This window comes from Paenibacillus sp. FSL R7-0297 (genome assembly GCF_038009025.1).
GTDB lineage: Bacteria > Bacillota > Bacilli > Paenibacillales > Paenibacillaceae > Paenibacillus_AQ.
This window is the reverse complement of record NZ_JBBPAQ010000001.1, coordinates 6,786,433-6,809,814: the sequence shown is the minus strand read 5'-3', so window position 1 is coordinate 6,809,814 and position 23,382 is coordinate 6,786,433. Positions and strand designations below refer to the sequence as shown.

Here is a 23,382-nt window from a genome sequence, read left to right as displayed (position 1 = left end):
GCTGTACACCATAGTTCTAAACCAGAATAAAAGTGATGCGGGGTCTCCTGTAACAGCGGACCAGCATCACTTTGTTCTGAACTATCTGAATTTGAGGTGATTGTAATGAGCGCTAAGTCAGGCCTCTACCGGAAGGAGAAAATCTACGGATTTCTGTTTATTCTTCCTCCGCTGCTGGGACTACTCATCTTTACGCTGTATCCGATGATTTATTCGATCTATGGCTCATTTACGGATTGGGATGGACTTGGACAGATGAACGTAATCGGCCTGAGTAATTTCACCGATCTTTTGACAGATGAGCTGTTCCATAAGGCCGTATTCAATACACTCTTCATGATGCTTGGCATTCCAATCGGGATTACGCTCGCATTGCTGCTGGCGCTGGGCCTTAACCGGGGCGTGCCCGGCACTACAGCATTTCGGGTAATCTATTATGTTCCGGTCATCTCTTCACTGGCGGCAGTGTCCATTATGTGGAACTGGGCTTACAACGGTGACTATGGACTCGTGAACCAGTTCCTGGACCTGTTCGGCATTAGCGGCCCGAACTGGATGGCCAATAAATTCACCGTCAAGCCTGCGCTTATCATAATGGCGGTGTGGAAGGGACTCGGCTATACAATGCTGCTCTATTTGGCAGCGCTGCAGAGTGTCTCCAGATCCTATTATGAAGCGGCTGAGCTGGACGGAGCGAACGGCTTCCAGTCGTTCCGGCATATTACCTGGCCGATGGTGCGTCCGGTAACCTTCTTCATTATCGTTACCAATATTATCGGAGGATCGCAAATTTTTACCGAGATGAACATTATGACCCCGACAGGCGGTCCGGAATATGCTTCGGCTTCCGTGGTGTTCTACATTTGGCAGAAGGCCTTCGGCAGCTTCCAGATGGGTTATGCCTCCGCAATGGCGGTAGTACTCGGCGTGTTCATATTTGTCGTGACTCTTATCCAATTCCGAATGAACGAGAAACAATCGTTCGATGTCGATTGATCTGAGAGAGAGGAGACCCTAAATATGACGAGCAGAAGAAGAGTTACCAATACCATCATATTCGTTCTACTATTAATCGGCGCGGTGTTCATGATCGGCCCGCTGCTCTGGATGCTGTCCACCTCATTCAAGGATAAGCAGGATGTGTTCGCCCTGCCTCCAGTGTGGATTCCCAGTCCGTTCCATTTCGATAAATACAGTGAAATCTGGGATGCTGGCCCGCTGCTCAGCGGGATCAAGAACAGCTTGATCATTGCAGTGACTGTGACCATTGTCGGCACGTTCACTTCCAGTCTCGCGGCGTTCTCCTTTTCCAAATTGCGCTTTCCCGGTAAAAACAAGATTTTCCTGTTAATGCTGTCTTCACTGATGATTCCGTATCCGGCAGTTATGATTCCGCAATTCTTCATGTTCTCCAAGCTGGGCTGGATTGACACCCTGCTGCCGCTGATCGTTCCGGGTCTGTTCGGCAATATCGTGATGATCTTCTTCCTGCGGCAATATTTGAGCAGTGTGCCTAACGCAATCATTGAAGCGGCCAAAATCGACGGAAGCTCGTATTTCCGCCTGTACAGCTCGATCACCTTCCCGCTGATCAAACCGGCGGTAGCTGCACAGCTGATCCTGTGGTTCATGGGCATCTGGAATGACTACCTGTCTCCGATCATCTACCTGAATTCACCGGAGAAGCAAACACTCCAGCTGGTTATCGCCAACTTCAATGCGACCTATGCAATCCAGACGGACTATCCGCTGATTATGGCAGCTTCGATTATTGCCCTGCTGCCGATGCTGATTATCTTCCTCGTGTTCCAGAAGCAGATTATTGAATCTGTAGCCATCTCCGGAGTAAAGGGGTAATGGAAATGTTAGATCCTTTAAGCGGCACAGGAACTGGACTGAAGTTCCCCTCCTCCCCGGGAGAGTTCAAAATGTACGACACCTCTATTCTTGATCAGGAGTCACAGTGGAGTGTACATAACGCGCATGATCCGGGGATCATTAAGACCGGGGAAGGTTACTATGTGTTCTCTACTGATGTAAGAGTCGGCGGGGAACTGGTGCCTGGAGTCATGGTCCGTAAATCAGAGGACCTGATCCATTGGCAGTGGGTACAGTACGCGCTTCCAGGTATCCCTCAGGTAGCCTTGGACTGGGCGAACTCCGTGAATCTATGGGCGCCGGATGTGGTAAAGGTGAACGGCAGATACCGGATGTACTATTCGGCCTCCTCGTTCGGCAGCAGGCAATCGCTGATCGGCCTGCAAACTGCAGCGCATATCGAAGGGCCCTGGGAAGACGAAGGTGTTGTCATTAAGACCCGCGGCGAGGACCCGGTCAACGCCATTGATGCCAATGTACTTGAGTGTGCGGATGGGCGGATGTGGATAGTTTACGGATCCTTTTTTGGCGGGATTCATATTACGGAGCTGGACCCTGATTCGGGCAAACCGCTGGAGGATGGCTTCGGCAAGCTGCTTGCCGTCCGTGACAAGGCTACGGAGGACGGGGCAGTAGAAGGCCCTTATATTATCTACAATGATCAATTCAAGCAGTATTATCTGTTCCTGTCGTATGATTCGCTGTTTGAGGATTACAACGTCCGCGTAGCCCGTTCGAATTCTATTACAGGCCCATATCTGGATGCGCACGGCTGCGATGTAGCCGATATTACACATATGCCGCAGCATGAGGTCGGAGTCAAGGTGATGGGCGGTTACCGGTTCGGAGAAGATCCGGGTTGGATCGCGCCGGGGCATAACTCGGTTCTGAACGATAACGGCAGCTATTACATGGTGCATCATGCACGGGGCGGAAGTGACAAGCTGTGGCCGTACCTGCATATCCGCAGAATTCTCTGGACCGCAGAGGGCTGGCCGGTGGTTTCACCTGAACGTTATGCCGGCGAGACGCAGCAGAATATTCCTGCAGCGCTGATCCCGGGAGAGTGGGAACGGATCGTTCATGATCCGGGGGTAGACGGCCAGGTGCAGTCCGTTCCGCTGAAGCTGTTCTGGAGTGGAGAACTGTCGGGTGAGCACGGACAGGGACACTGGACCCATGATGGGGAGCAGACACTGACGCTGGTCTGGAGCCGCCTTGCAGAGGGTGAAGGACACGTGGAGAAGGTGCAGCTGCTGCCTGCCTGGGACTGGGAACAGCAGAAGCCGGCTTTGGTATTCACCGGCATGAATGACAACGGGATTTGCAGCTGGGGTAAGCAGAGCTCCTGAGAAGAATGTATACATGGAGCAGGAAAGGATGGAGAAGAGAACGATGACTAATGTGAAGGTAAGCACAGGTCAAGGGGCAATCAGGATCAGCCGCCATCTGTACGGGCATTTCGCCGAGCATCTCGGCAGATGTATCTATGAAGGTCTATGGGTAGGTAAGGATTCGCCGATTCCGAACACGGATGGTATACGCAATGATGTGGTTGCCGCATTGAAACAACTGGATATTCCCGTTCTCCGCTGGCCGGGCGGCTGCTTCGCCGACGAATATCACTGGAAAGACGGCATCGGCCTGCCTGAAACCCGTAAACGGATGATTAACACTCACTGGGGCGGTGTGGTTGAGAACAATCACTTCGGCACCCATGAATTCTTCCGCCTGTGCGAGCTGCTGGAATGCGAGCCGTATATCTGCGGCAACGTGGGCAGCGGTACCGTTCAGGAAATGTCGGAATGGGTCGAGTATATGACCTCTGACGGTGAATCTCCGATGGCTAACTGGCGCAAGGAGAATGGCCGGGGGCAACCTTGGCAGCTGAAGTATTTCGGAGTCGGCAATGAGAATTGGGGCTGCGGGGGCAATATGCGGCCGGAATATTATGCCGACCTGTACCGCCGTTATCAGACCTATGCGCGCAATTACGGTGACAACAAGCTCTACAGAATTGCCGGAGGCGCCAATGTGGATGATTACAACTGGACGGAAGTGCTGATGCGCGAAGCCGGACATTTCATGGACGGGCTCAGCCTGCATTCGTATACAATTCCGGGAAGCTGGGAAGAGAAGCGTTATGCGCTTGGATTCGATACGGATGAATGGTTCGAAACGATGAAGAAATCACTCCATATGGATGAGCTTATTACCCGGCATTCGGCGATTATGGACCAATATGATCCCGGGAAGCGGGTAGGATTGATTATAGATGAATGGGGGACCTGGTTCCTCACCGAGCCGGGCACCAATCCCGGATTCCTGTATCAGCAGAACACGCTCAGAGATGCGCTCGTGGCCGGAATACATCTGAACATCTTCCAGAATCACAGCAGCCGTGTGCATATGGCCAATCTGGCACAGATGGTCAATGTATTGCAGGCGCTGATCCTTACGGAAGGTGAGCAAATCCTGCTGACCCCTACCTATCATGTATTTGAAATGTACAAAGTTCATCAGGATAATGAGCTGCTTGCAGTCGATTTCACCAGTCCGGAATATACCTGCGGCGGAGACTCGATTCCGCAGCTTAGCGTATCGGCTTCCCGGGATGAGGCGGGGGTCATCCACATTTCCCTCTGCAATATGAGCCATGCGGATAATGCCAGTCTTGCTATTGAGCTCCCCGGTGTCACTGGTTCTGTAAGCGGGAAGATTCTGACGCACAGCGATCTGAATGCCCATAACACCTTCGAGCTGCCGGAGGCGGTAGCTCCGGTACCCTTCGAAGGCGCCCGGTGTATGGATGGAGTGCTGCAGTGCCAGCTCCCGCCGGCGTCGGTTGTTGTCCTGACCCTGAGACAAAAAGCTCAAGACCAAAGGAGAAACCATGATGAGCACAAATAGAGAATACAGTAATCCGATTGTAGAGCAGCGTGCTGACCCCTGGATATACAAGCATACAGACGGCTATTACTATTTCACGGCTTCCGTGCCGGAATATGACCGGATCGAAGTGCGCAGAGCTGCAACCATAGAAGGACTTAGAGAGGCGCTGCCAGTAGTAGCCTGGCGCAAAGAGGAGAACGGCCCGCTCAGCGCCAATATCTGGGCTCCCGAAATCCACTATATTGATGACAAATGGTACATTTATTTCGCGGCTGCCCGGACCACGGAAACAAAGGAAGGGCTGTTCGACCACCGTATGTTCGTGCTGGAGAATGCTTCGGCGAACCCGTTGGAAGGGGAATGGGTGGAGAAAGGCCAGATGAAGACTGCCTGGGAATCCTTTGCTCTGGATGGCACTTCATTCGAACACATGGGAGTTCGATACTATGTATGGGCGCAAAAGAACCCCGCTATCGAAGGGAATTCTAACCTGTATATCTCGGCCATGGCTAACGGCTGGACGTTAACAGGTCCGCAGACCATGATCGCCACGCCGGAGTATCCGTGGGAGATTATTGGCTTCCGGGTGAATGAAGGCGCAGCTGTTCTGAAGCGTAACGGCAAGATCTTCATAAGCTTCTCGGCCAGCGCGACCGACTATAATTACTGCATGGGACTGCTCACCGCCGATGAAGACAGCGATCTGCTGGATGCCGCCTCCTGGACCAAACATCCTGAACCGGTCTTCAAGACGAGTGAGGAGAACGGGCAATACGGCCCGGGGCACAACAGCTTCACGGTCGATGAGAACGGTGAGGATGTGTTAATCTACCATGCCCGCAACTATAAGGAGATTACCGGAGATCCGCTCTACGATCCGAACCGCCATACCCGGGCCCAGCGCCTGCATTGGAATGAAGACGGCACGCCGGATTTCGGCGTACCGGTGAAGGACGGCGGGAAGTAACGGACCGGTTCCCGTGACCCGGAGCCGCAATGGCAGATGACAGGCCTGCGGATGCAGAAAGGTTCTGCTATATAGAGTGAACTTAAGTTCAGCTTATATAGACACAAACATCCCGCAACCCTGATAGGGGAGCGGGATATTTTGCGTCTTGCTTTTATCTGATGGGTTATAACTGTATTTGGTACAACTAAAGTCACCAGTTATTGCGCGGTAAGTATTATAGTTGTATTCTCTGCAATTATATTGACCTTTGTGCCGCAAAGGAGCACTTTTCGCTACTTTTAGTTGTACAGAATACAATTAAGTGGCCGAATTTGCTTGCTGGCCGTCTTTTAAGTGTACGGAATACAACTATCGGTGAGAGAAGCTAATCTTAAGATATTCTTGATTACCCCACCGTTTGTGTGGGAGTTCCGAGTGGTTTTATTGAGTTCATGCGATATCCTGCACAAAATACAACATTTTCCTCAGGATATCGGTCCTAATCCAAGATTGTTGTAGGAAATACAACATTTCTCCTCCCCCAGGCGGTTTAGCCGGATAATTCTTGTATTTCGTACAACATTCCTCCCGAACAGCCAGATATATAGGGGGCCAAGTTGTAAAACGTACAACATTTATGCCTAGGTGAAGCTCTGTGCCGCGAATTGTGGATTGAAATTAGCGCCGCGGCACTTCGAAGACATAGTGCATTTCTAGTGTTTCTTGCCATCTATAGGAACCGTTATGGACTTGTTATAAGTCTTAATGTAGTGGAATCCGTCCAGCAGCAGGAGCTGCGGCGCCTCCTCCGTATTGAACGAATACGTCCGCTCCCACAGGATGTTGCCGTTCTTCAAGTCCCATGGACGGGACTGGGATATAGAAGTGACGGGAACTGTGGTTCCTCCGGCTTGGACAGCTAAAGTCTCCGTGTCAAGGAAGGTGAACTGCTTCCCGGCGATCACGATATCATAGCCGTAACCAGTCCGGGTGACGCTTCGAATCCAGAGCTTCTCCTCGCCAAGCAGGATGGAGCGGTCAGAGGGCGCAGCCAGGGAGACAGGCTGCTCTATTTGCTCATATCCGGTGAAATTATCGAGTACCAGTTCAACAGTTTGCAGCTTGTCTGTCGGGAGTACATCGTATTCGATTTCAAATTCCGTAAGTCCTGTTTTGCCGGAACGTGCCGACCGCATGGACCAGTAATTCACTTCAATCCCATTCACATAGAGCTTGGTTACAGCCGAAAATCTCGGAGTTTCCCCATCTTCCAGTTCATAATGCCCCTTCACAAGGGTTGAAGTTGGAGAAGCTGTAATAGAGTCATAGTGGACCGTTCCCTGATCCACCGGAACAGCTTGGGAAATATCCGCTGTAAGCAGGCTTTTCATGGCTTTGTTCGCTTCAAATTTGAAGGAGACAGGATAGTGTGCCACTGTCCCATTCTCCAGCCGCTCGCTGAAAGTAACGGTCAATGTTCTGGAGAAAGGGCTGGCCGGCTCGAATTTGAATACTCCCTCGTAACGGGTACCGTCTTTGCTGCCTCCGCCGCTCCCCCCCAGAGGATCTGAATCCGTCAGGAACCCTTCCAGTTTATCTACTCCGTAACGGAGAGAATAGTTGCCGGCAGGGAAGTCGCCGGTATATATACTACCTGAAGCCGGATCAATGCTGTAATACATCGTCAGGGCGTTGTCGTCCGCAATCACCCCGTTAATGGTAATAACCGTTCCGTCATCTAACGTTTTGCTTTTATGGACGCTTTGACCGTATCCGTGGTCCGCCAATTCAGCGAAGGCCATGGTATCCAGCTCGCTTTTACTAAACAGCTTCCCGCCGTAATATGCAAATGCAGGATATTGATAGATGCCAACCGTCAGAATAAAGGCTGCAACTGCTGAGGCAACCCAGGTTTTCACTCTAATCCGGGTTCTTGTCTTCACAGGAACGCGCTCAAGCGCTGTTCGAAGTCTGCCCTCAAGTTCTGATGGGGTCATGATCTGCTGATGCTCCTGTAATCTCTCCTCGATCGTTCTCATAACGGTCACCTCCGATCATGGCTTTTAGTTTCTGTATGCCCTGCGAGATTCTTGACTTGATTGTACCCACCGGTGAATCGGTCATCTCGGCAATTGTCTGATAGGGAAGATCATGAACATAGCGGAGTTCAATCGCTTCCCGTTGCCGCGGATTCAGGTGAGCAAGCAACGCCGACATGTCCAGCTCAGACTCCGTATAGCGGTAGGGGTTATTTGCGGTCCATGCGGCAAGTGAAGGCTCCCGGTCGTCTTCGTCGTCCAGAGGAAGATAACGCTCCTGCTTGCGGAGGACGGTCTTGCAGCGGTTCACGAGTATCGTTTTGCTCCAGCTGTAGAAGGCCTCCCTATTGTTCAACTGCCCCAGCTTCTCGTAAAGCGTAACAATCATGTCTTCCATGACATCCATTGCATCATGCTCATTTCCCATATAACTGTAGGCAAGCCGGTAATAAGCGTCCTGTTCGGCCAGGATTAGTTCTAGTAATGCTTCTTTATTGCCCCGCTGTGCCTGTCTGACCAGACGGCTTACATTCATGTTCTCACCTCTTTCATAGATAAGAGTCCGCAGAGGTTCTAAAAGTTCATTGTGCACAAAAAAATCTCCACAGCCTGAACAGCTGCTTCTGCTTCATGTTCTGATGTTCTTGAGCACTACAGCCGCCCGTCATAACATGATACCCACAGACAGGGAAGTACTGTAGGCGCAAAAAAGCCACAGCTGTTGTTAACAACAGACTGTGGCTTGGGGAGATGACAGAATAGGTTATCAGACTAACGTATCACTTAAGGTGTGTATTGCTGCACGATGGAGACGATCTGCCCGTTCTGGATGGTGATGTGGTAAGGAGATTGGCTTAGATCGAAAACATCAGTTTTGGCAAATTCCTGAGTGAACTGCTTCAGGCTGAGCGCCTCGTTCCAGTTAATGTCCAGTTCCTCAATATTACCAGTGTGGTCGTAGATCTGCATAGTTACTTTGGCATTAGGGGCTACCGGGTAGGAAGTCAGCGAATCGCTGTCATTCACGATATAGTAACCGTCGGGTACACCGCCGATTTCGGCTGCGGCTTCAGGCTCACGTTCAGCGAAGATAGCATCGGCTGCCGCACCTTCGTACCATGTAATTTCGTCCCCGGTAAGGGTGGTTTGACCCTTATTGGTTTCGAGTGCGTGTATGTAAACCGTCAAGTGCTGGATATGATCGCTGCTCTGGGCTTCTGCGGTCTTCATGGTCGTGCTGGCCGTAGTCACGAGGGAGAGGAACAACAGGACCAATACAGGAAACAGATAGACATTTTTGTTTTTTAACATTGTGGAATTTCCCCCTTGGCGTAATATGACACGGTGTAAGTCTATATACCTAATTACCCTTCAGTATAGTTCTCAAACGTGTTCATACCCTAATAACGTTGATTTTCAAGAAATGTTGCAAATAAATTTTCAAATCTCTCTGCCAGAGCCACTCCAATTATTGGGTTGCTTACCTCCAGCAACCTCCCGTTGCCAGTCACCGTCGTATAAAGCCTTCATCCGGGGCATATTAAGTTATCCAACTATCGGCTGAGAGGTGACTGGGGTTGAAGGAGATCTGGCAAATATACAAGAGAGATTGGCTGAGGCTGTTCAGGATACCTGTAGCCATGCTGCTGATTACAGCGCTTGTTGTGCTGCCTTCAGTCTATGACTGGGTGAATGTGGCGGCCGTATGGGACCCGTACAGCAACACCTCCGGGATCAAAATCGCCGTAGCCAGTCTGGATGAAGGTGCGGCCGTGCAGGGTACAAGCTTCAATATCGGTGCGGAGGTACTGGAAAGCCTGCGGAGCAATAAGTCACTCGGCTGGAGGTTTACAGATGCGGAGGCTGCAGTGGACGGGGTGCGGCGGGGGGATTACTATGCGAGTATTGTGATTCCGGCAGACTTCTCTGAGCGGATGACCGGAATTCTTGAAGGTAAGCTGGAGAAGCCGGAGATTGAATATACCGTTAATGAAAAAATTAATGCGATTGCTCCAAAAATTACCGCAAAGGGTGCTTCCACGATCACCACGCAGATCACCGAGCACTTCACGGAAACGATCAGCAGTACGGTTCTGACCGCCCTGCGCGGGGTAGATGAGGAATTCCAGTCCGAGCTGCCCGCGATCCGCAGAGTGGAGGCCGGGCTGTTCAAACTGGAGGCGGAGCTGCCGGAGATTGAGCGAGCCGGAAGGCTGGTACTGAAGCTGCAGGAGGATTGGCCGGAGATCTCCTCGTCTGCGGAGCGGATTGCCGGACTGGCCTCCAGGCTCCCCGAGGTAGAGCAGGCGGGAAAAGCCGTGGAGCAGATCGACGAATATTGGCCGCAGATTACGGCTGCCGCCGGACATCTGGAGGAGCTGCAGGAGAAGCTGCCCCGCATTGAACGTGCTGCCCTGCTGGTATCCGAGCTGGATTCGAACTTCAGCAAGGTGGACGGTGTGCTGGACCGGGCGGAGGTCCGGTTGGAAGAGGCCGCAGCCGCAGTGGACACTGCGGCCAAGGTTCTGCCGCAGGCTGACCGGATCACCGCTGCCGGCAGCAGCTTCGGGCTTGCGCTGCAGCAGTTCCTGGCCGGGAACGGCACAGCCTTTGCGGCTGTCCCCGGGGTTGTGCAGCAGAACTTGTATCTGCTGCAGCAGGCCGGGGAAGCGGCCGTGCAGTTGACCGCGCAGCTGCGGCAAGATGCCGCGCAGCCAAGTGAAGCGCTGCGGCAAGACGCCGCGCGGTCAAGTGAAGCGCTGCGGCAAGGTGCTGCGCGGTCAAGTGAAGCGCTGCGGCAAGACGCCGCGCAGCCAAGTGAAGCGCTGCGGCAAGACGCCGCGCGGTCAAGTGAAGCGCTGCGGCAAGACGCTGCGCGGTCAAGTGAAGCGCTGCGGCAAGACGCCGCGCAGCCAAGTGAAGCGCTGCACCAGAGTGCGGTGCAGCAGGAACCCGCGCAGCGCTCTGCTGCGCGGCAGCTGCAGCTTGCCTCGGCCCGGCTGGCCGCGGCAAGCGAGGGGCTCGCCCACACAGCGCAGCTGCTGGGCGCCCTGAACACACTTGCGCCCGGGACCGCGGGCGCAAGTGATCTCCGCGCCGTCGAAGCGGCGCGGAAGCCCTATGCCGCCGCAGCTGCGCAGGCGGCGGCACTGGCACAGGCTGCGCAGGCAGGCGCGCAGCCCACGGAGGCTGAGCTGGATCAGCTCAGCCTGGTGGCAGGGCAGGCGGGAGCTGCCCTGGAGGGGGTTATCCCGCGGTACAACGCGGGAATTCTGCCCGCAGCGGAGCAGGTGCTGCAGCAGCTGACTGCGGATGCGGGGAATGCCGCGGCAGCGCTGCAGCATATTCCGCAGCGGCTGGCTGCGCTGGACACGATACTGGAGGAAGCGGGGACCGCCATCCAGTATGGACAATCCGGCCTGGCTGCCCTGCGGCAGGATTTGCCAGCCATCCGCGAAGAGGTGCATAACGCAACGGGGGGTATGACAGAGAAGATGGCGGCATTCAGCAATCTGGTCACTAACGTACTTCCGCGTATTAAGGAAGGACTGCCGGGGGCCGGGGCGCAGATTCACGAAGCGGCCGAATTTGCCAGAACCGGACTGCCTGCGGCGGAGGTGAAGTTCCGCAAGGCAGCGGATTTCATTACTGCCGGATTGCCGCGGGCAGACCAGGGAGTGGAACGTGCGGCGGAGCTGGTGCGCAGCGATTTGCCTGCGCTGGTGGCAGGCGTCCGCAAGGCGGCAGCGACGCTCCGCGATATCAAAGAAGAGGTCGATCTGGAGGAGATTGCCCAGCTGCTGGGCGGGGATATCCAGAGCCAGAGTGATTTCCTGGCGAATCCGGTTGTACTGAAGCAGCAGACGTTATATCCGATTCCAAACTATGGATCGGCGATGACGCCTTTTTATGTCGTGCTGTCCCTATGGGTAGGCGGTACCCTGCTGATCTCGCTGCTGCGTACAGCTGTGGATACCGGCGGAATCCGCTACCTTGGGTATCAGCTCTATTTCGGACGCCTGCTGACTTTCCTTACAGTCGGGATTCTTCAGGCGCTGGTGGCGGTTCTGGGTAATATCTTTCTGCTAGGCTGTTATGTTGCTGACCCGGTCTGGTTTGTCCTGTTTGCCGTACTGATCAGCGTGGTATTCGTGACGATAGTCTTCACGCTGGTCTCGGTGTTCGGCAGTATCGGCAAAGGGATTGCCATCGTATTTATGGTGCTGCAGTTCTCCAGCTCCGGCGGAACCTTTCCTATTAGTACCACCGGACACTTTTTTCAGGTACTGAATCCGTTTATGCCCTTTACTTATGCGATCAGCCTGCTGCGTGAAGCTGTAGGCGGTCTGCTGCCGGAGGTAGCGATCCGTGATGCGCTGCTGCTGGTCTTGTTCGGCGTGCTTGCGCTGCTGCTGGGACTTACGCTGCAAAAGCCGCTGCAGGGCTTCATCCGCAAAGCGGCCGCGCAGGCAGAAGAGTCTAAACTGATTTCGTAGATAAAATGGGGATATATAACATTTATTCCGTCTTTGTCAACCTATTTTGAACCGTTCAAACCGGATTGACCTGTATAATTGGGGGACTTATTATATAGGAATATCTGGATTAATATTCGAATATATGGTTTTTTGAGGGGCGGTATTGGTTTGCATCATAAGACTACAATTCAAGCGGAGCTGGCCGCTTTCCTAAGAAATGAAGGAATGACGATTAATCAATTCGCAGGGGTATCCGGCGTTAACTCCGGAACACTGAGCAGTATTATTAACGGCAACCGTCCCATTGCCATGCAGCAGCTGGACCGGATTACCTCCGGAATGGGGCTGGCTGAAGGGGCGTTCTACGAACTCTATATAGATGAATGTGTCATTCATTCCACACCCGACTGGCGGCGTCTGGGCCCGTTCCTCCACCGCTGCGCGGAGCTGAACAAACTGGAGTGTATCCGGCAGGTCGTCCTTATTATAATGGACAATATTACATATGCTCCTGTGCTGTTTGATACAGCGGAGCAATTCTACGGACAAGGCAACTATCAGGCGGCGGCTCTGCTCTATGAAGGGGTTGCCGACAGTGAGAAGTACCAGCATTCGGAACGGCTGGCCTTATGTCAGTACCGGCTGTTCACCATTAGGGTCGGCCAGGACCGGGAGGCGGACTTCCGGGCAGCCACGCGGTTCGAATATTTCGTGGAGCGGCTGGATGAGAGCGATCAATTAGGCGCTTTGCAGCAGCTGGCCGATGTCTATCTGTCATTACAGTACTGGGATAAGGTATGGCTGCTGGCCGAAGAGCTGTACCGTAAGACAGCGATTCAATATGAGATTAAGCATCACAAAGTCAGAAAGCAGAAAGAGCTGAAGGAACCTCCGAAGCCGCTATGCTTCTATATTTTATACGCCTACTGGCTGCAGTCCGTGGTATGTGACGGGCGCGGTGAATATGAGCGTGCTTTGCATTATGTAACCTTATATGCAGAAATGGACTGGATTGTGGAAGATTCAGAGGAAGTCCGGCAAATAAAAGAGTATTTCAGCAGTCAGGCAATAGTCAACACTTATCTGTTCCGTTTAATGTGCGGAGATTTGGAAGTGCTTCATAACTATGTGGAGTATATCGGCACGGGCGGCACCGGCCTGCTCCCCGGAATGCTGAAGGCCGTTCAGGCAGCCAACCGGTTTCACTGGAATGTGGATGAGCTGATCGGGCGGTTCCTGCCGCAGGTGGAGCAGGAGTGGTCTCCCCCGGGGTATGACAAGCCGGGAGCGGAACTGCCGGATAATTACGCGGAATTGCTCTATGAACTGGCGGGATATTACCTGCGTGCCGGGGAACAGGAGCAAGGATTCCGCTACGTATTCAAAAGCCTGGAGGCTTCGGCGGAACTGGGCAGCGAGACCTGTGTGATCCGCTGTGTGCGATTGTTTGAGCAATATCGGCCGCAGGCTTCGGCTGCGCAGCAAGAGGACTATAAGAAGCTGATCAATAAAGTACAGACTGCCCATGCCCGCAGACACATCGCGCCGGCAGGTAAATTGTAAGAGGAATATTATCCGCTATAGGCTTGCAACTATAGTAAAGCACCGTCCATTTCCGGGCGGTGCTTTAACGTGCAGGTATTTGCTGCAAATGGGAATTGCAGGGCGGGCTATGCCGTGCCGCTGATGCCGGCTGCATTAGAGATTTGGGCAGCGGTCCATCCGCTGACAGCCGAATAGAGGATTTTACCCTGTGCGGTCAGATCGTCGAGTGCGCGGAGCGTTGCTTCCACGGGGGTTCGTTATCGAACCGGTGGCAGAAATACACATCAATATAGTCCGAACCTGGGGCGGCGCAGACTGCTTGTTCACCTTCACCGCGGTTATAGGCATTAGCTGTATCAAAGAAATTGATACCGCATTCAAAAGCTTTGGCAACGCAGGCATCCGCCGCCTTCTGTTCCGCCGCCGTGCCGTAAGTAAGCCAGCTGCCCAGGCCGATTTCATTGACTTTAAGTCCTGTATTGCCCAGTTTTCTGTATTTCATCTTCTTTCCATTCCTTTCATAGTTTTTTTGTGCACTTTTTTAGGTTGTCTCTGTGTTTTTTCTGTTATGATGAGGAGCAGTCCAGTTGATCGTAACATACCCTCTTAAAGTGTAAGAACATAGGGAGTTTCCTTTCTAATTATCCAAATGGCTTATCATGCCGGCTCTGCTGGACAATCGGGCATTACAAGGTGAATGGTGACAAATAGGAATAATGGACAAAGTTCATACAGTGTGGAAATTAAAAATAAGTTTAAATAGTTAAATATGGATTTTGGAATGGAGTTCTAGAAAGATGATGGAGAAGATGAATACCCGGAGTCCGGTCATTTGCAATTTAGAGGATGCTGCAGACCGGATGATTGAACTGCTAAGCCAGATTTTTACGTCAAATACGATTATGATTACGATTCACGGTTTAGGCTTGGTTCCCCTGCTGCGGACCTTCAACCGGGAAGCGCCTATCATGAAGGAGGAGGACAATTTCGCCCTTCTTGATCCTATTCGTAGTCTGGTTATTCTTAATGACAATAAGCCGACAATGGTCGCTGACACGCATAATCATCCGGGGTCCACTGCTCTTGAATTTATACATACACGGGGCATACACTCGTTCATTGGCGTTCCTCTGATCACGGCGCAAGGGGAGTCTGTGGGTACGATCTGTCTGATGGACCCTGCAGCCGGCCTGCATACGAAGGAAGACCTGGATATATTAAGCGCAATGGCCTATTTTTTCACCTATATTATGAATTTGGAACGGAAAGTTGAATTCATAGAACAGCAGAGCCAATCCAAGCTGAATCTGTTTGCCATGCTCAGTCATGAAATCCGCACCCCGATGAACGGCATTATCGGCATGACCGATCTGATGATGACGACTGAAATGGACGAGCAGCAGCAGTTTTACATGGAGATCATTGAATCGAGCAATGCCAAGCTACTGCAATTTCTGAATGATGTTCTGGATTTCAGCAAAATGGAAGCGGGCAAGCTGGTCATTGAAAAGGAACCGTTTGATATTATCACCGCACTGGAGGAGAGCGTCTATTTGTTCTCCACCAAGGCTTTTGAGAAAAATCTGGAAGTGATTCTGAATGTGGATTCGGAAATTCCCCTGTATGTTCTGGGTGATGCCCCCAAGATACGCCAGATCATCATGAATATAGTAAGCAATGCCCTGAAGTTCACCCACGCCGGGGAAATCCTCATCGAGTTGAAATCATTGCCTGTCCTCCGAGAAGAAATAGGAATAAGGATCACGGTGCAGGATTCTGGAATAGGTATAGCGGAAGACAAGCTGAAGCTGCTGTTCAACAAATATACCCAGGTTCACCAGAGCAGCGAGCTTCATCATTACGGAGGTACCGGACTGGGACTGGCAATCTGCAGACAGCTGGTGGAGCTGATGGGGGGAGAGATCTCCGTTGAAAGCCGTGAGGGGACAGGGACGAAGCTGGAGGTCACTCTGTATCTCGAAAAATATACAAGCCTGCCCTCGATTCCTTTCGAGAAAGATGTGCTTGCCTCCATTAAGATGCTGGTTGTTGATGATAATCAGACCAGTCTGCATGTCATCTCTTCGGTACTTGAGGACTGGAGTGTGGTAGTTAATTCTGCCCAGACCGCCAAGCAGGCGATGGATCTTCTGGCAGCTAACAACGATTATGATCTGATCCTTATGGACAAGGATATTGCAGGGACAGAAGCTACAGAGCTTGCCAAGCGAATGCGCCAGCTTGCTCCGGGCAGGAAGCTGCCCGTGATTTTGCTTGCTCCCCTGGGGACGAATCTGGACGAGGAGACCAAATCGCAGTTCGCCTCCATCATTATCAAGCCCATCCGCAAGGTGCATCTGCTCAATAACATATTGGCTTTGCTGAAGCACAGCAAGCCGGAATCCTAATTGCGCATTCTCTTCATATAATTGACGCGAGCCGTTTCTCCTGAAGTTGGGCGCTCCTGCACAGAACTGGCCGGAATGGCTGAAGCTCCTGACTCATTGTTAGGAGGTTGTCCGCAGCCTTGCGGAGGAGTTCCAGGCTGTGCATGTACCGCTTCAGGCTGTTTTTGAGGGAACCGTAGCAAGAATAGATGCGTAATAATGGGTCTGGGATGGTGTGCATCCAACAGCGGCCAGTACAATCTGATCGCTGCAGAGTGGCTGAGAATTGTGGGGTAGAGCGGGATTCTGCAAGGGTAAGCCAGCCCGGTCTCAGCTCCTCTAAGACAAATTCGGATTACAGCACCTACAGTGACAACGGAATAAGAGTAACAACAGCAATAGCAATAGCAAGAGTACAAGTAACAGTAAATTAAAGTGAAAGTAACAGTTAAAGCAAAAGTATTTGCAGCAAAGTATACAAATACCGCAGCACTAGAGCCTGTTTGAAGCCGGGATGTTACCGGAATTCAAGCGGGCTTTTTGGTTAGGTTTACTTTAGGGAATCATGAGTTTTGTCTGTTGCGGATAAGTTTCATTGGGATGTGGAGCGGATCTGCCAGTCAAAGGGATAAATCCTTCTGAATCCGCCGAATGCGGGCGCCAGGCGGGAATGAGGGGCATTAGTGCGCTTGATTTCACAGGCGGCTGCCCGGAAGTAGTCTGTCTGGAGTGGCGTAAGTGGCTTGATCTACTTAAGCTGCACAGGCTCCATTAACTCCATAAACTCCATAAGCTCCATAAGCTCCAGCTTGATTTGCCTTCCGGGTGATTTTTTTCTTTGCCGAGCAAAGGCTGGCGAAATAAGCTGTTGCTGGTTGCTGGTTGCTGGTTGCTGGTTGTTGGTTGCTGGTTGCTGGTTGTTGGTTGCTAAGTGCTGGAGCAGGTGAGCGTACCGTCAGCAGAGTGAAGCGGACTGAAAAGCTCTTATTTCCCGAAAAACCCTTTTTATGAGGGTTAAGCGGACTGAGAATCAGCTATTTTGTTCATTTGGGCGTGAAATGGGCTGCGGCGGACCCATTTACGGAATCTGAGTCCGCTTAGCCAGCAAATCTGCCAGATTTGGGCAAATAGCGGATTTTCAGTCCGTTTGATTAGCTGATGGTCCAGATGGATGGACTATGATAAGCTCCGCCAAGCACTCGCATAGAGCGTGCGAGAAGTGCTAACTGCAAGTCCGCTTCATCCATTAGGGCTTCAGCCATGAAGGCCTCATCCATTACGGCGCCAACTCGGGTTGTAGCAGAGGAAATCCCCTCGAATTATGTTGGGGCGTATGAATTGGTGCCCTCCCCTTGTACATACGGTAAATCCATCCTCCGCATACGGTGAGTTCACTGTATCTTAAGCCGCTTATTGCCTGGCCCCTGGTCCGGGTGACATAATCGAAGAGTAGGCATGTACAGAGGAAGGCGTGAAGAACATGGACTATTTCCGGAAGCAATCGTTCCGCAGTAAATTAAAAACCGCATTCCTGGCCGTGATTCTCCTCTCTGTACTGATGACCGGAGGGCTATCCTATTCCATCTCGGCGGCGATCCTGGAGAAGAATGCGCTGAAGCTCACCCAGGATACCGTCGTCAAATCGGCACAGATCATCGACGAGAAGCTGAACAAGCTGACACTGATTATGATGACCTTTATGATCAGCCAGCCTTTTCACGATATGATGAGAGATGTCGTCTCCGGGGACACAGGCAGATATTATACCCACCTGAATGATCTTGATAACGTTTTCTCGCAGGCGCGGATTGCCGAGCCGCTGATTCAGTCCATCTATGTGTCCACGCCGATCGGGGAGTTCTACCCGTCGTCAATGAACCGCAACCGGCTGACGGAGTTCAAGGATACGTTTCTGTATGAGCGCATTGAACAGGATAAGAAGAACCTGTGGGTCGAGGGCCATGAGGATATGCTGTTCTCCGGTAAGGACCGGGTGATCTCACTGATTCTGGAGCCCATATTCGATACTCCGGTAAGAGGTGTATATATTGTAGTCAATATCCGCGAAGACGGCTTCCGCAAGCTGGTAAGCGGAGGCACCGGCGGCGGGGCGCGCAGCTTCCTGCTGAACGCTTCAGGTGAGCCCGTGTATTCTGTGAAGGACCCGCTGGTCTGGCAGGCGGTGGAGGGCAGTCATCTGACCGGTAGGATCAGCAGCAGCCGGGATCTCAGCAATACGTTTAAGCTCGGCGGTGAATCCTATCTGCTGAACTATGCCCATCTGGGCATCGCGGATTGGACGATGACCACGATCCAGTCCAAAGCCAGCGTGCTGAAGGATATGATCTATGTCAAGTGGATGCTTGTGGTGGTGGCCTTCGCTGCCTTCACGGTCACGATGATGGTATCCGGCGCATTTACCCGTTATCTGCTGAGGCCCCTTCAAGGTCTGATGAAGGTGATGAAAAAGGTGGAAAGCAATGATCTGACCGCCCGGTTCGAGAGCAGCAGTGGGGACGAGCTGGCCCAGGTCGGTATCCGCTTCAACCGGATGCTGGAGCAGATCGTAGTGCTGATCGGTGAAGTCACTGAGGCAGAGACGAATAAACGCTCGGCGGAGATCAAGGCGCTGTCGGCGCAGATGGACCCTCATTTTCTGTACAACACGCTGAATACGATCTACTGGAAGCTGAATCTGAAGCAGGTGGAGCAGTCGCAGCGAATGGTAGTGTCGCTGTCCCGGCTGTTTCAGCTGGGGCTGAATAAGGGGCAGGAGATTACTACGCTGTCCAAGGAGCTGGAGCATGTCCGCCAGTATCTGGAGCTGCAGTGCAGCTGCTATGAAGGGTTGTTCCGTTATGAAATCTACGTAGAGGATGAAGCGCTGAATACACTCGCTATTCCGCGCATTCTGCTTCAGCCGCTGGTGGAGAACAGCATTCTGCACGGCTTCCGTGATCTGGAAAGCGGCGGAGTGATTGATATAGAGATATTGGACGAGGGAGAGCGCTGGTGCCTTACAGTCCGCGACAATGGAACAGGCATGGAGGAGGATCAGGTTCGTGCGCTGTTCTGGCGGGAATCGGATAAGGGGTATGCCGTGTCCAATCTGATCCGCAGGCTGCAGCTCTATTACGGGGACAGTGCGGTGTTCCGGGTGGACAGCGGGCCAGGCAAGGGAACGGCGGTCATCATATCTTTACCCAAGAGAGAGGAGCATCAGGATGGACGATAATGGTGTGATCAGCATGTGCATTATAGACGATATCAAAAGCGTAGTCGCAGGACTCACCTGCATGAACTGGGCGGAGCAAAGTATCCGGGTGGCGGGTACGGCAGCCAACGGGGAGGATGGGCTGGACATGATCTCGGAGCTGCGCCCGGATCTTGTAATTACGGATATACGGATGCCGAGGATGGATGGGCTGTCCATGCTGCGGGCCGTGCTGGAACGCCACCGGGACTGTAAGGTGATTCTGATCAGCGGCTATGCTGATTTTGAATATGCGCAGCAGGCTGTCCAGCTTGGCGCTTTTGACTTTGTCGTCAAGCCGTTTACCGAAGAGGATATTATGAAGGCGGTGCTGCGGGCGAAGGCGGAGATTATGGAAGAACGGTCGAAGCTGCTTACCCTGCGGGAGATGGAAAATAGGCTGCGGGAGAGTCTGCCGGTACTGCGGCAGGAATATTTCGCCCTGCTGGTCAGCCACCGTACAGCCTGGGAGCAGGCGGCGGCCCGCTGGGAATTCCTGAATATTGATCTGAACCCGCAGGGGTTTGTGGTCATGCTGCTTGAGATTGATCACTTTCAGGAGCGGGCAGCCGAGCTGTCCATCCGCGAGGTGGAGCTGATCCGCTTCTCGCTGCTCAATATCACGCAGGAGACGATTGCCGAGCATGCGCGCTGCGTAGTCTTCCGCGCCAGACATAACCGCTATCTGGCGGTTATGAATGACTGCAGCGCGGTCAGTGCAGTGGAGATCGCCGAACGCTGCTGCCGGAATATTGAACGCTACACCAAGTTCACCGTTTCGGTCGGGGTCGGAGGCAGAGTGGAGGAGACGAGTGAGCTGCCCGATTCCTATCTGCAGGCCAACCGGGCGCTGGCCTATCATCTGTTCACAGAAGGCAATGCAGCCATCCGTTATGACGATATTCTCCCGGCCGGCAGCCAGGAGCCGCTGTCCCTGGAATACAAGGACGAGCTGCTGCTGGCTCTGCGCTCCGGCAATGCCAGCAAGGCAGCGGCCATTCTGGAGGATATCTCGACGGGCCTCCAGAGTCTTGTCTCCCGGCAGAATCCGGATTATCTGCTCAGCCTGTACGATGAGCTGGCTGCCTCGGCGATCCGGAGCTTCTATGAGCTGATTCCGTATGCGGATATTCAGCCGCTGATCCAGAGGTTCAGGGCCGCTCAGGGAACAGCGGGACTGCCGCTGGCCTCTCTGCAGCGGCAGCTGCTGGAATTATGCGTGGAAGGGGCCGGACTGGTGCGCAAGAACAGCCTGTCCGAGGGGCAGAAGGTTATCTATGCCTCACTCAATTATATTCAGAGCCATCTCTCTGAGGATATAACGGTAGGGGATTGCGCCGCTTACGTCCATCTTAGCGCGAGCTACTACTCCAGTCTTTTCAAGAAGGTGACCGGTATGACGGTCACGCAGTATGTGACTACGGAGAAAATCCAGAAGGCCAAAGCGCTGCTGGTAGAGGGGATGCCGGTGCAGGAGGTCGCCCTGGCAGCAGGTTATGAGGAGCGGCGGTATTTCAGTGAAATGTTCAAGAAAATCACCGGGCAGACACCTTCGGAATTCAGGGCGGGCTATCATCCTGACCGGCCGGAAGAGAAACCTTACCGATGACGAAGGCCGATCCGCAACGTACCGGCGTCATTTATGCTAATTATTTCGCACACACGGAGCCCCACTCCGTGAAGTACGAAGAGGGGCTGACCTACTATCTGTTCCGGTTTCAGGCGGAAGGAACCTGCCGGGCGCTGGTGGCGGGCAATTACGAGACCATCATCCCCGGAGACCTGCTCATTTATCCTCCCGGTCAGCCCTACGGACTAAACGTTCAGCCCCGGAGCGTAACAGCAGCGGGTGAGACTCAGCCTGCTTCGGACTATTTCCTGGCCGGCAAGGGGGAGTGGCTGGACTCGTGGTGGGCTAACACAAGCCTGCCCGTAAAAACGAATATCGGTTTTGACGATACGGTGCTTACGCTATGGAAGCATATCATCAGCGAGAAGAAAAAAATCATGCAGAACTTGGACGAGATCCTGGACTATCTTCTGAGAACGTTTTGCCTGACCCTGGAGCATGTGATTGGGGTCAATGCGCGCACCAAGGGAGCGGATACCGCGTACAAGCTTAAGTTATTCATAGACAACCATGCCCACGAACCGCTTAGCCTGGAGCAGATTTCGGCCTCCGCCGGGTTAAGTGTCTCCCGCTGCTCCTATCTGTTCAAGGCTGCTTTTGGCCATTCTATGTTCGCCTACTGTATCAGCGTCAGGCTGAAGCTTGCGCAGCAGCAGGTGCTGTACAGTGATCTGACGCTTGAACAGGTCGCCGACAAAACGGGCTTCCAGAGCTATGCCCATTTCTGCCGGATGTTCCGTGGACACTTTGAACATTCCCCGGGAGAATACCGGCGCAGATTCGGGTTCCGCTTCCATCCGTAGGGATGCACAGATTAGACATCTGTATACAGAACCTGATGCCCCTGAAGAAGGATCGAATGCAGCTTCTCCATCTGTACATTCTGAACAATCCCGTCTGCATCAAGCGCTAGTGCGGCAGCAGCCGCAGCCGATTGTCCAAGGATCATAAATACGGGCTCCATCCGGATTGATCCGTAGGCGGCATGAGTAGCAGATACACATACCGGTACGATCAGATTGGTGCACTCCGTCCGTTTCGGCACAACGGCCCGGTAGCTTATCGGGTAAGGCGCAGCCAGTCTGACATAGAATCCGCCCTCTGTGCTTACATGACCGTCTTCGTTCACATAATATTGGGTGTGGTGCGAGTCCATGGCGAAGGAGCCCATTCCGATGGAATCCGGCACCTGTTTGTCCAATCTGACATCATGCTCCGTAACCACATAATCGCTGATCATTCTGCGGGATTCCCTGATATACAATTGGGGTGTCCAGTGGCCACTGTCCGTGAATTCATCCAGCGGCAGCCCCCACGGCTTGTAGACCGCCCGGATGTCCTCCGGCACCCGCGGATGATTCTGCAGGGTCCAGACATAACCTTGCTGATAGATGCGGTGTGCCTCCCACATGGCTTCTCTTGCCGGATAATCCGCCTCCGCATAGCTATGGTTCATTCCATTGTAATCCGTTGAAATGCCGCTGTTGTTATTGGAATCCGTCTTCTCTGCTGTGACCCGGTTTAACTTGAAGAAGCGGGAGCGTTGTCCCTGCTCAATGGCCCGGAACAGAATTTCATAATCGGCCTCGTTATATCCCTCAGGCTTCCCGATCTCCAGGCGGTTGGCGGGGTTGTCCGTCAGGCACATGCGGAAGTTATAGGCCTGAAGCTTGTTGTCACCGTCACCGATGCCGCCGCCGCGGGTAACATTGACACGCGGGAGCAAACCGCTTGAGGGTACTCCTTTAATGATATAGGGATCAATACCGGATGGAAGCTCGTTCAGCTCGTCGCCGGGCTGAATACCGTTGAGCGTCTCTCCGTAAGCTGAATTCGGCTCCCGGCCGACAGTATAGGATACGCCGGATTTGCCCATCAGATCGCCTTCATACGTAGCGTCAATAAACATTCTGCCCCTATAGATGTTCCCTGATTCCATGCGTATAGAGGTTATTGTCGTGCCTTGTCTGGTCACTCCGTCCTGAAGCTCAAGCCTATCACCGCAGACAACTTCGATAGGTTGTTCGGACACCAGGTCCTGCAGTACTTCGAGCGCCACTTTGGGTTCGAACAGCCAGCGTGCCCCGTCCTGATTATATTTCCGGGCTACCCGCCGGTAGAACTCCAGGGACAGGCCGCCGACCGCCTGCTTCATCCCGATATCCGTATCTCCCAGACCTCCGCTGGTCATGCCCCCAATGCGCTGCCCCTGCTCGATCACCACCACGGTTTTGCCCATTTTTGCGGCTTGGACCGCAGCTGTAATCCCTGCCGCGGTTCCTCCGTAAATGACAATATCATACACTTGTTCCCGGTTCATAGTTCCCCTCC

The 23,382-nt window shown here is 52.9% G+C and carries 15 protein-coding genes and 1 pseudogene; 11 read left to right on the top strand and 5 right to left on the bottom strand.

From position 1 onward, the window contains the following. Nucleotides 1–105 precede the first annotated feature (105 nt). From MKZ24_RS29525 to MKZ24_RS29505, 5 genes are read left to right on the top strand one after another with little or no spacing between them, the layout of a single operon-like run. A complete protein-coding gene (locus MKZ24_RS29525; protein WP_042233868.1) occupies nt 106–996 on the top strand; it encodes a carbohydrate ABC transporter permease in 891 nt (296 codons plus the stop codon). Between the two features lie 24 nt (nt 997–1,020). After that, complete coding sequence (locus MKZ24_RS29520; RefSeq protein WP_340789361.1) at nt 1,021–1,857, top strand: carbohydrate ABC transporter permease; 837 nt, start codon at nt 1,021–1,023, stop codon at nt 1,855–1,857. A gap of 5 nt (nt 1,858–1,862) precedes the next feature. Next, a complete protein-coding gene (locus MKZ24_RS29515) occupies nt 1,863–3,230 on the top strand; it encodes an arabinan endo-1,5-alpha-L-arabinosidase (RefSeq protein ID WP_445323691.1) in 1,368 nt (455 codons plus the stop codon). A 43-nt stretch (nt 3,231–3,273) separates the two neighbouring features. Beyond that, nucleotides 3,274–4,788 (top strand): alpha-N-arabinofuranosidase, encoded by a 1,515-nt coding sequence (locus MKZ24_RS29510; protein WP_445323729.1) that lies wholly within the window; start codon nt 3,274–3,276, stop codon nt 4,786–4,788. Next, entirely contained in the window at nt 4,775–5,737 is a 963-nt protein-coding gene (locus MKZ24_RS29505) for a glycoside hydrolase family 43 protein (RefSeq protein WP_042233873.1), read from the top strand. The genes MKZ24_RS29510 and MKZ24_RS29505 overlap by 14 nt, the downstream gene beginning before the upstream one ends. Nucleotides 5,738–6,432: 695 nt before the next feature. On the opposite strand, the gene MKZ24_RS29500 is transcribed toward MKZ24_RS29505, so the two are convergent. The 3 genes from MKZ24_RS29500 to MKZ24_RS29490 form a co-directional block, all read right to left on the bottom strand. Beyond that, nucleotides 6,433–7,758 (bottom strand): DUF4179 domain-containing protein, encoded by a 1,326-nt coding sequence (locus tag MKZ24_RS29500; protein ID WP_340789358.1) that lies wholly within the window; start codon nt 7,756–7,758, stop codon nt 6,433–6,435. Further along, complete coding sequence (locus MKZ24_RS29495; RefSeq protein WP_340789356.1) at nt 7,697–8,293, bottom strand: RNA polymerase sigma factor; 597 nt, start codon at nt 8,291–8,293, stop codon at nt 7,697–7,699. Before MKZ24_RS29495 ends, MKZ24_RS29500 begins: the two co-directional genes overlap by 62 nt. 248 nt (nt 8,294–8,541) lie before the next feature. Next, a complete protein-coding gene (locus MKZ24_RS29490) occupies nt 8,542–9,069 on the bottom strand; it encodes a hypothetical protein (protein WP_340789354.1) in 528 nt (175 codons plus the stop codon). A gap of 266 nt (nt 9,070–9,335) precedes the next feature. On the opposite strand from MKZ24_RS29490, the gene MKZ24_RS29485 reads away from it, so the two are divergent. Beyond that, entirely contained in the window at nt 9,336–12,254 is a 2,919-nt protein-coding gene (locus MKZ24_RS29485; protein ID WP_340789352.1) for a YhgE/Pip domain-containing protein, read from the top strand. A 150-nt stretch (nt 12,255–12,404) separates the two neighbouring features. Beyond that, nucleotides 12,405–13,799 carry a helix-turn-helix domain-containing protein gene (locus MKZ24_RS29480; RefSeq protein WP_231637802.1) on the top strand — a complete coding sequence of 465 codons (1,395 nt, stop codon included), beginning with the start codon at nt 12,405–12,407 and terminating at the stop codon, nt 13,797–13,799. 122 nt (nt 13,800–13,921) lie between these two features. On the opposite strand, the pseudogene MKZ24_RS29475 reads toward MKZ24_RS29480, so the two are convergent. After that, a pseudogene (locus tag MKZ24_RS29475) lies at nt 13,922–14,283 on the bottom strand (aldo/keto reductase); the annotation flags it as partial. Nucleotides 14,284–14,578: 295 nt separating this feature from the next. Between MKZ24_RS29475 and MKZ24_RS29470 the strand changes: the two are divergent. The 4 genes from MKZ24_RS29470 to MKZ24_RS29455 all read left to right on the top strand — a co-directional run bounded on the left by MKZ24_RS29470 (nt 14,579) and on the right by MKZ24_RS29455 (nt 21,854). Then, nucleotides 14,579–16,189: a GAF domain-containing hybrid sensor histidine kinase/response regulator gene (locus tag MKZ24_RS29470; RefSeq protein WP_340789349.1), complete on the top strand. Its 1,611-nt coding sequence runs from the start codon at nt 14,579–14,581 to the stop codon at nt 16,187–16,189. Between the two features lie 1,459 nt (nt 16,190–17,648). Further along, entirely contained in the window at nt 17,649–19,403 is a 1,755-nt protein-coding gene (locus MKZ24_RS29465) for a cache domain-containing sensor histidine kinase (RefSeq protein WP_340789347.1), read from the top strand. Next, entirely contained in the window at nt 19,393–21,030 is a 1,638-nt protein-coding gene (locus MKZ24_RS29460; protein ID WP_340789345.1) for a response regulator, read from the top strand. The genes MKZ24_RS29465 and MKZ24_RS29460 overlap by 11 nt, the downstream gene beginning before the upstream one ends. After that, a complete protein-coding gene (locus MKZ24_RS29455; RefSeq protein WP_340789344.1) occupies nt 21,027–21,854 on the top strand; it encodes an AraC family transcriptional regulator in 828 nt (275 codons plus the stop codon). Before MKZ24_RS29460 ends, MKZ24_RS29455 begins: the two co-directional genes overlap by 4 nt. Nucleotides 21,855–21,865: 11 nt before the next feature. Here MKZ24_RS29455 and MKZ24_RS29450 read toward each other — a convergent pair whose 3' ends face one another. After that, the gene (locus tag MKZ24_RS29450) at nt 21,866–23,371 is read right to left on the bottom strand and encodes an FAD-dependent oxidoreductase (protein ID WP_340789343.1); all 1,506 of its coding nucleotides are present in this window, start codon (nt 23,369–23,371) and stop codon (nt 21,866–21,868) included. Nucleotides 23,372–23,382: the final 11 nt, after the last annotated feature.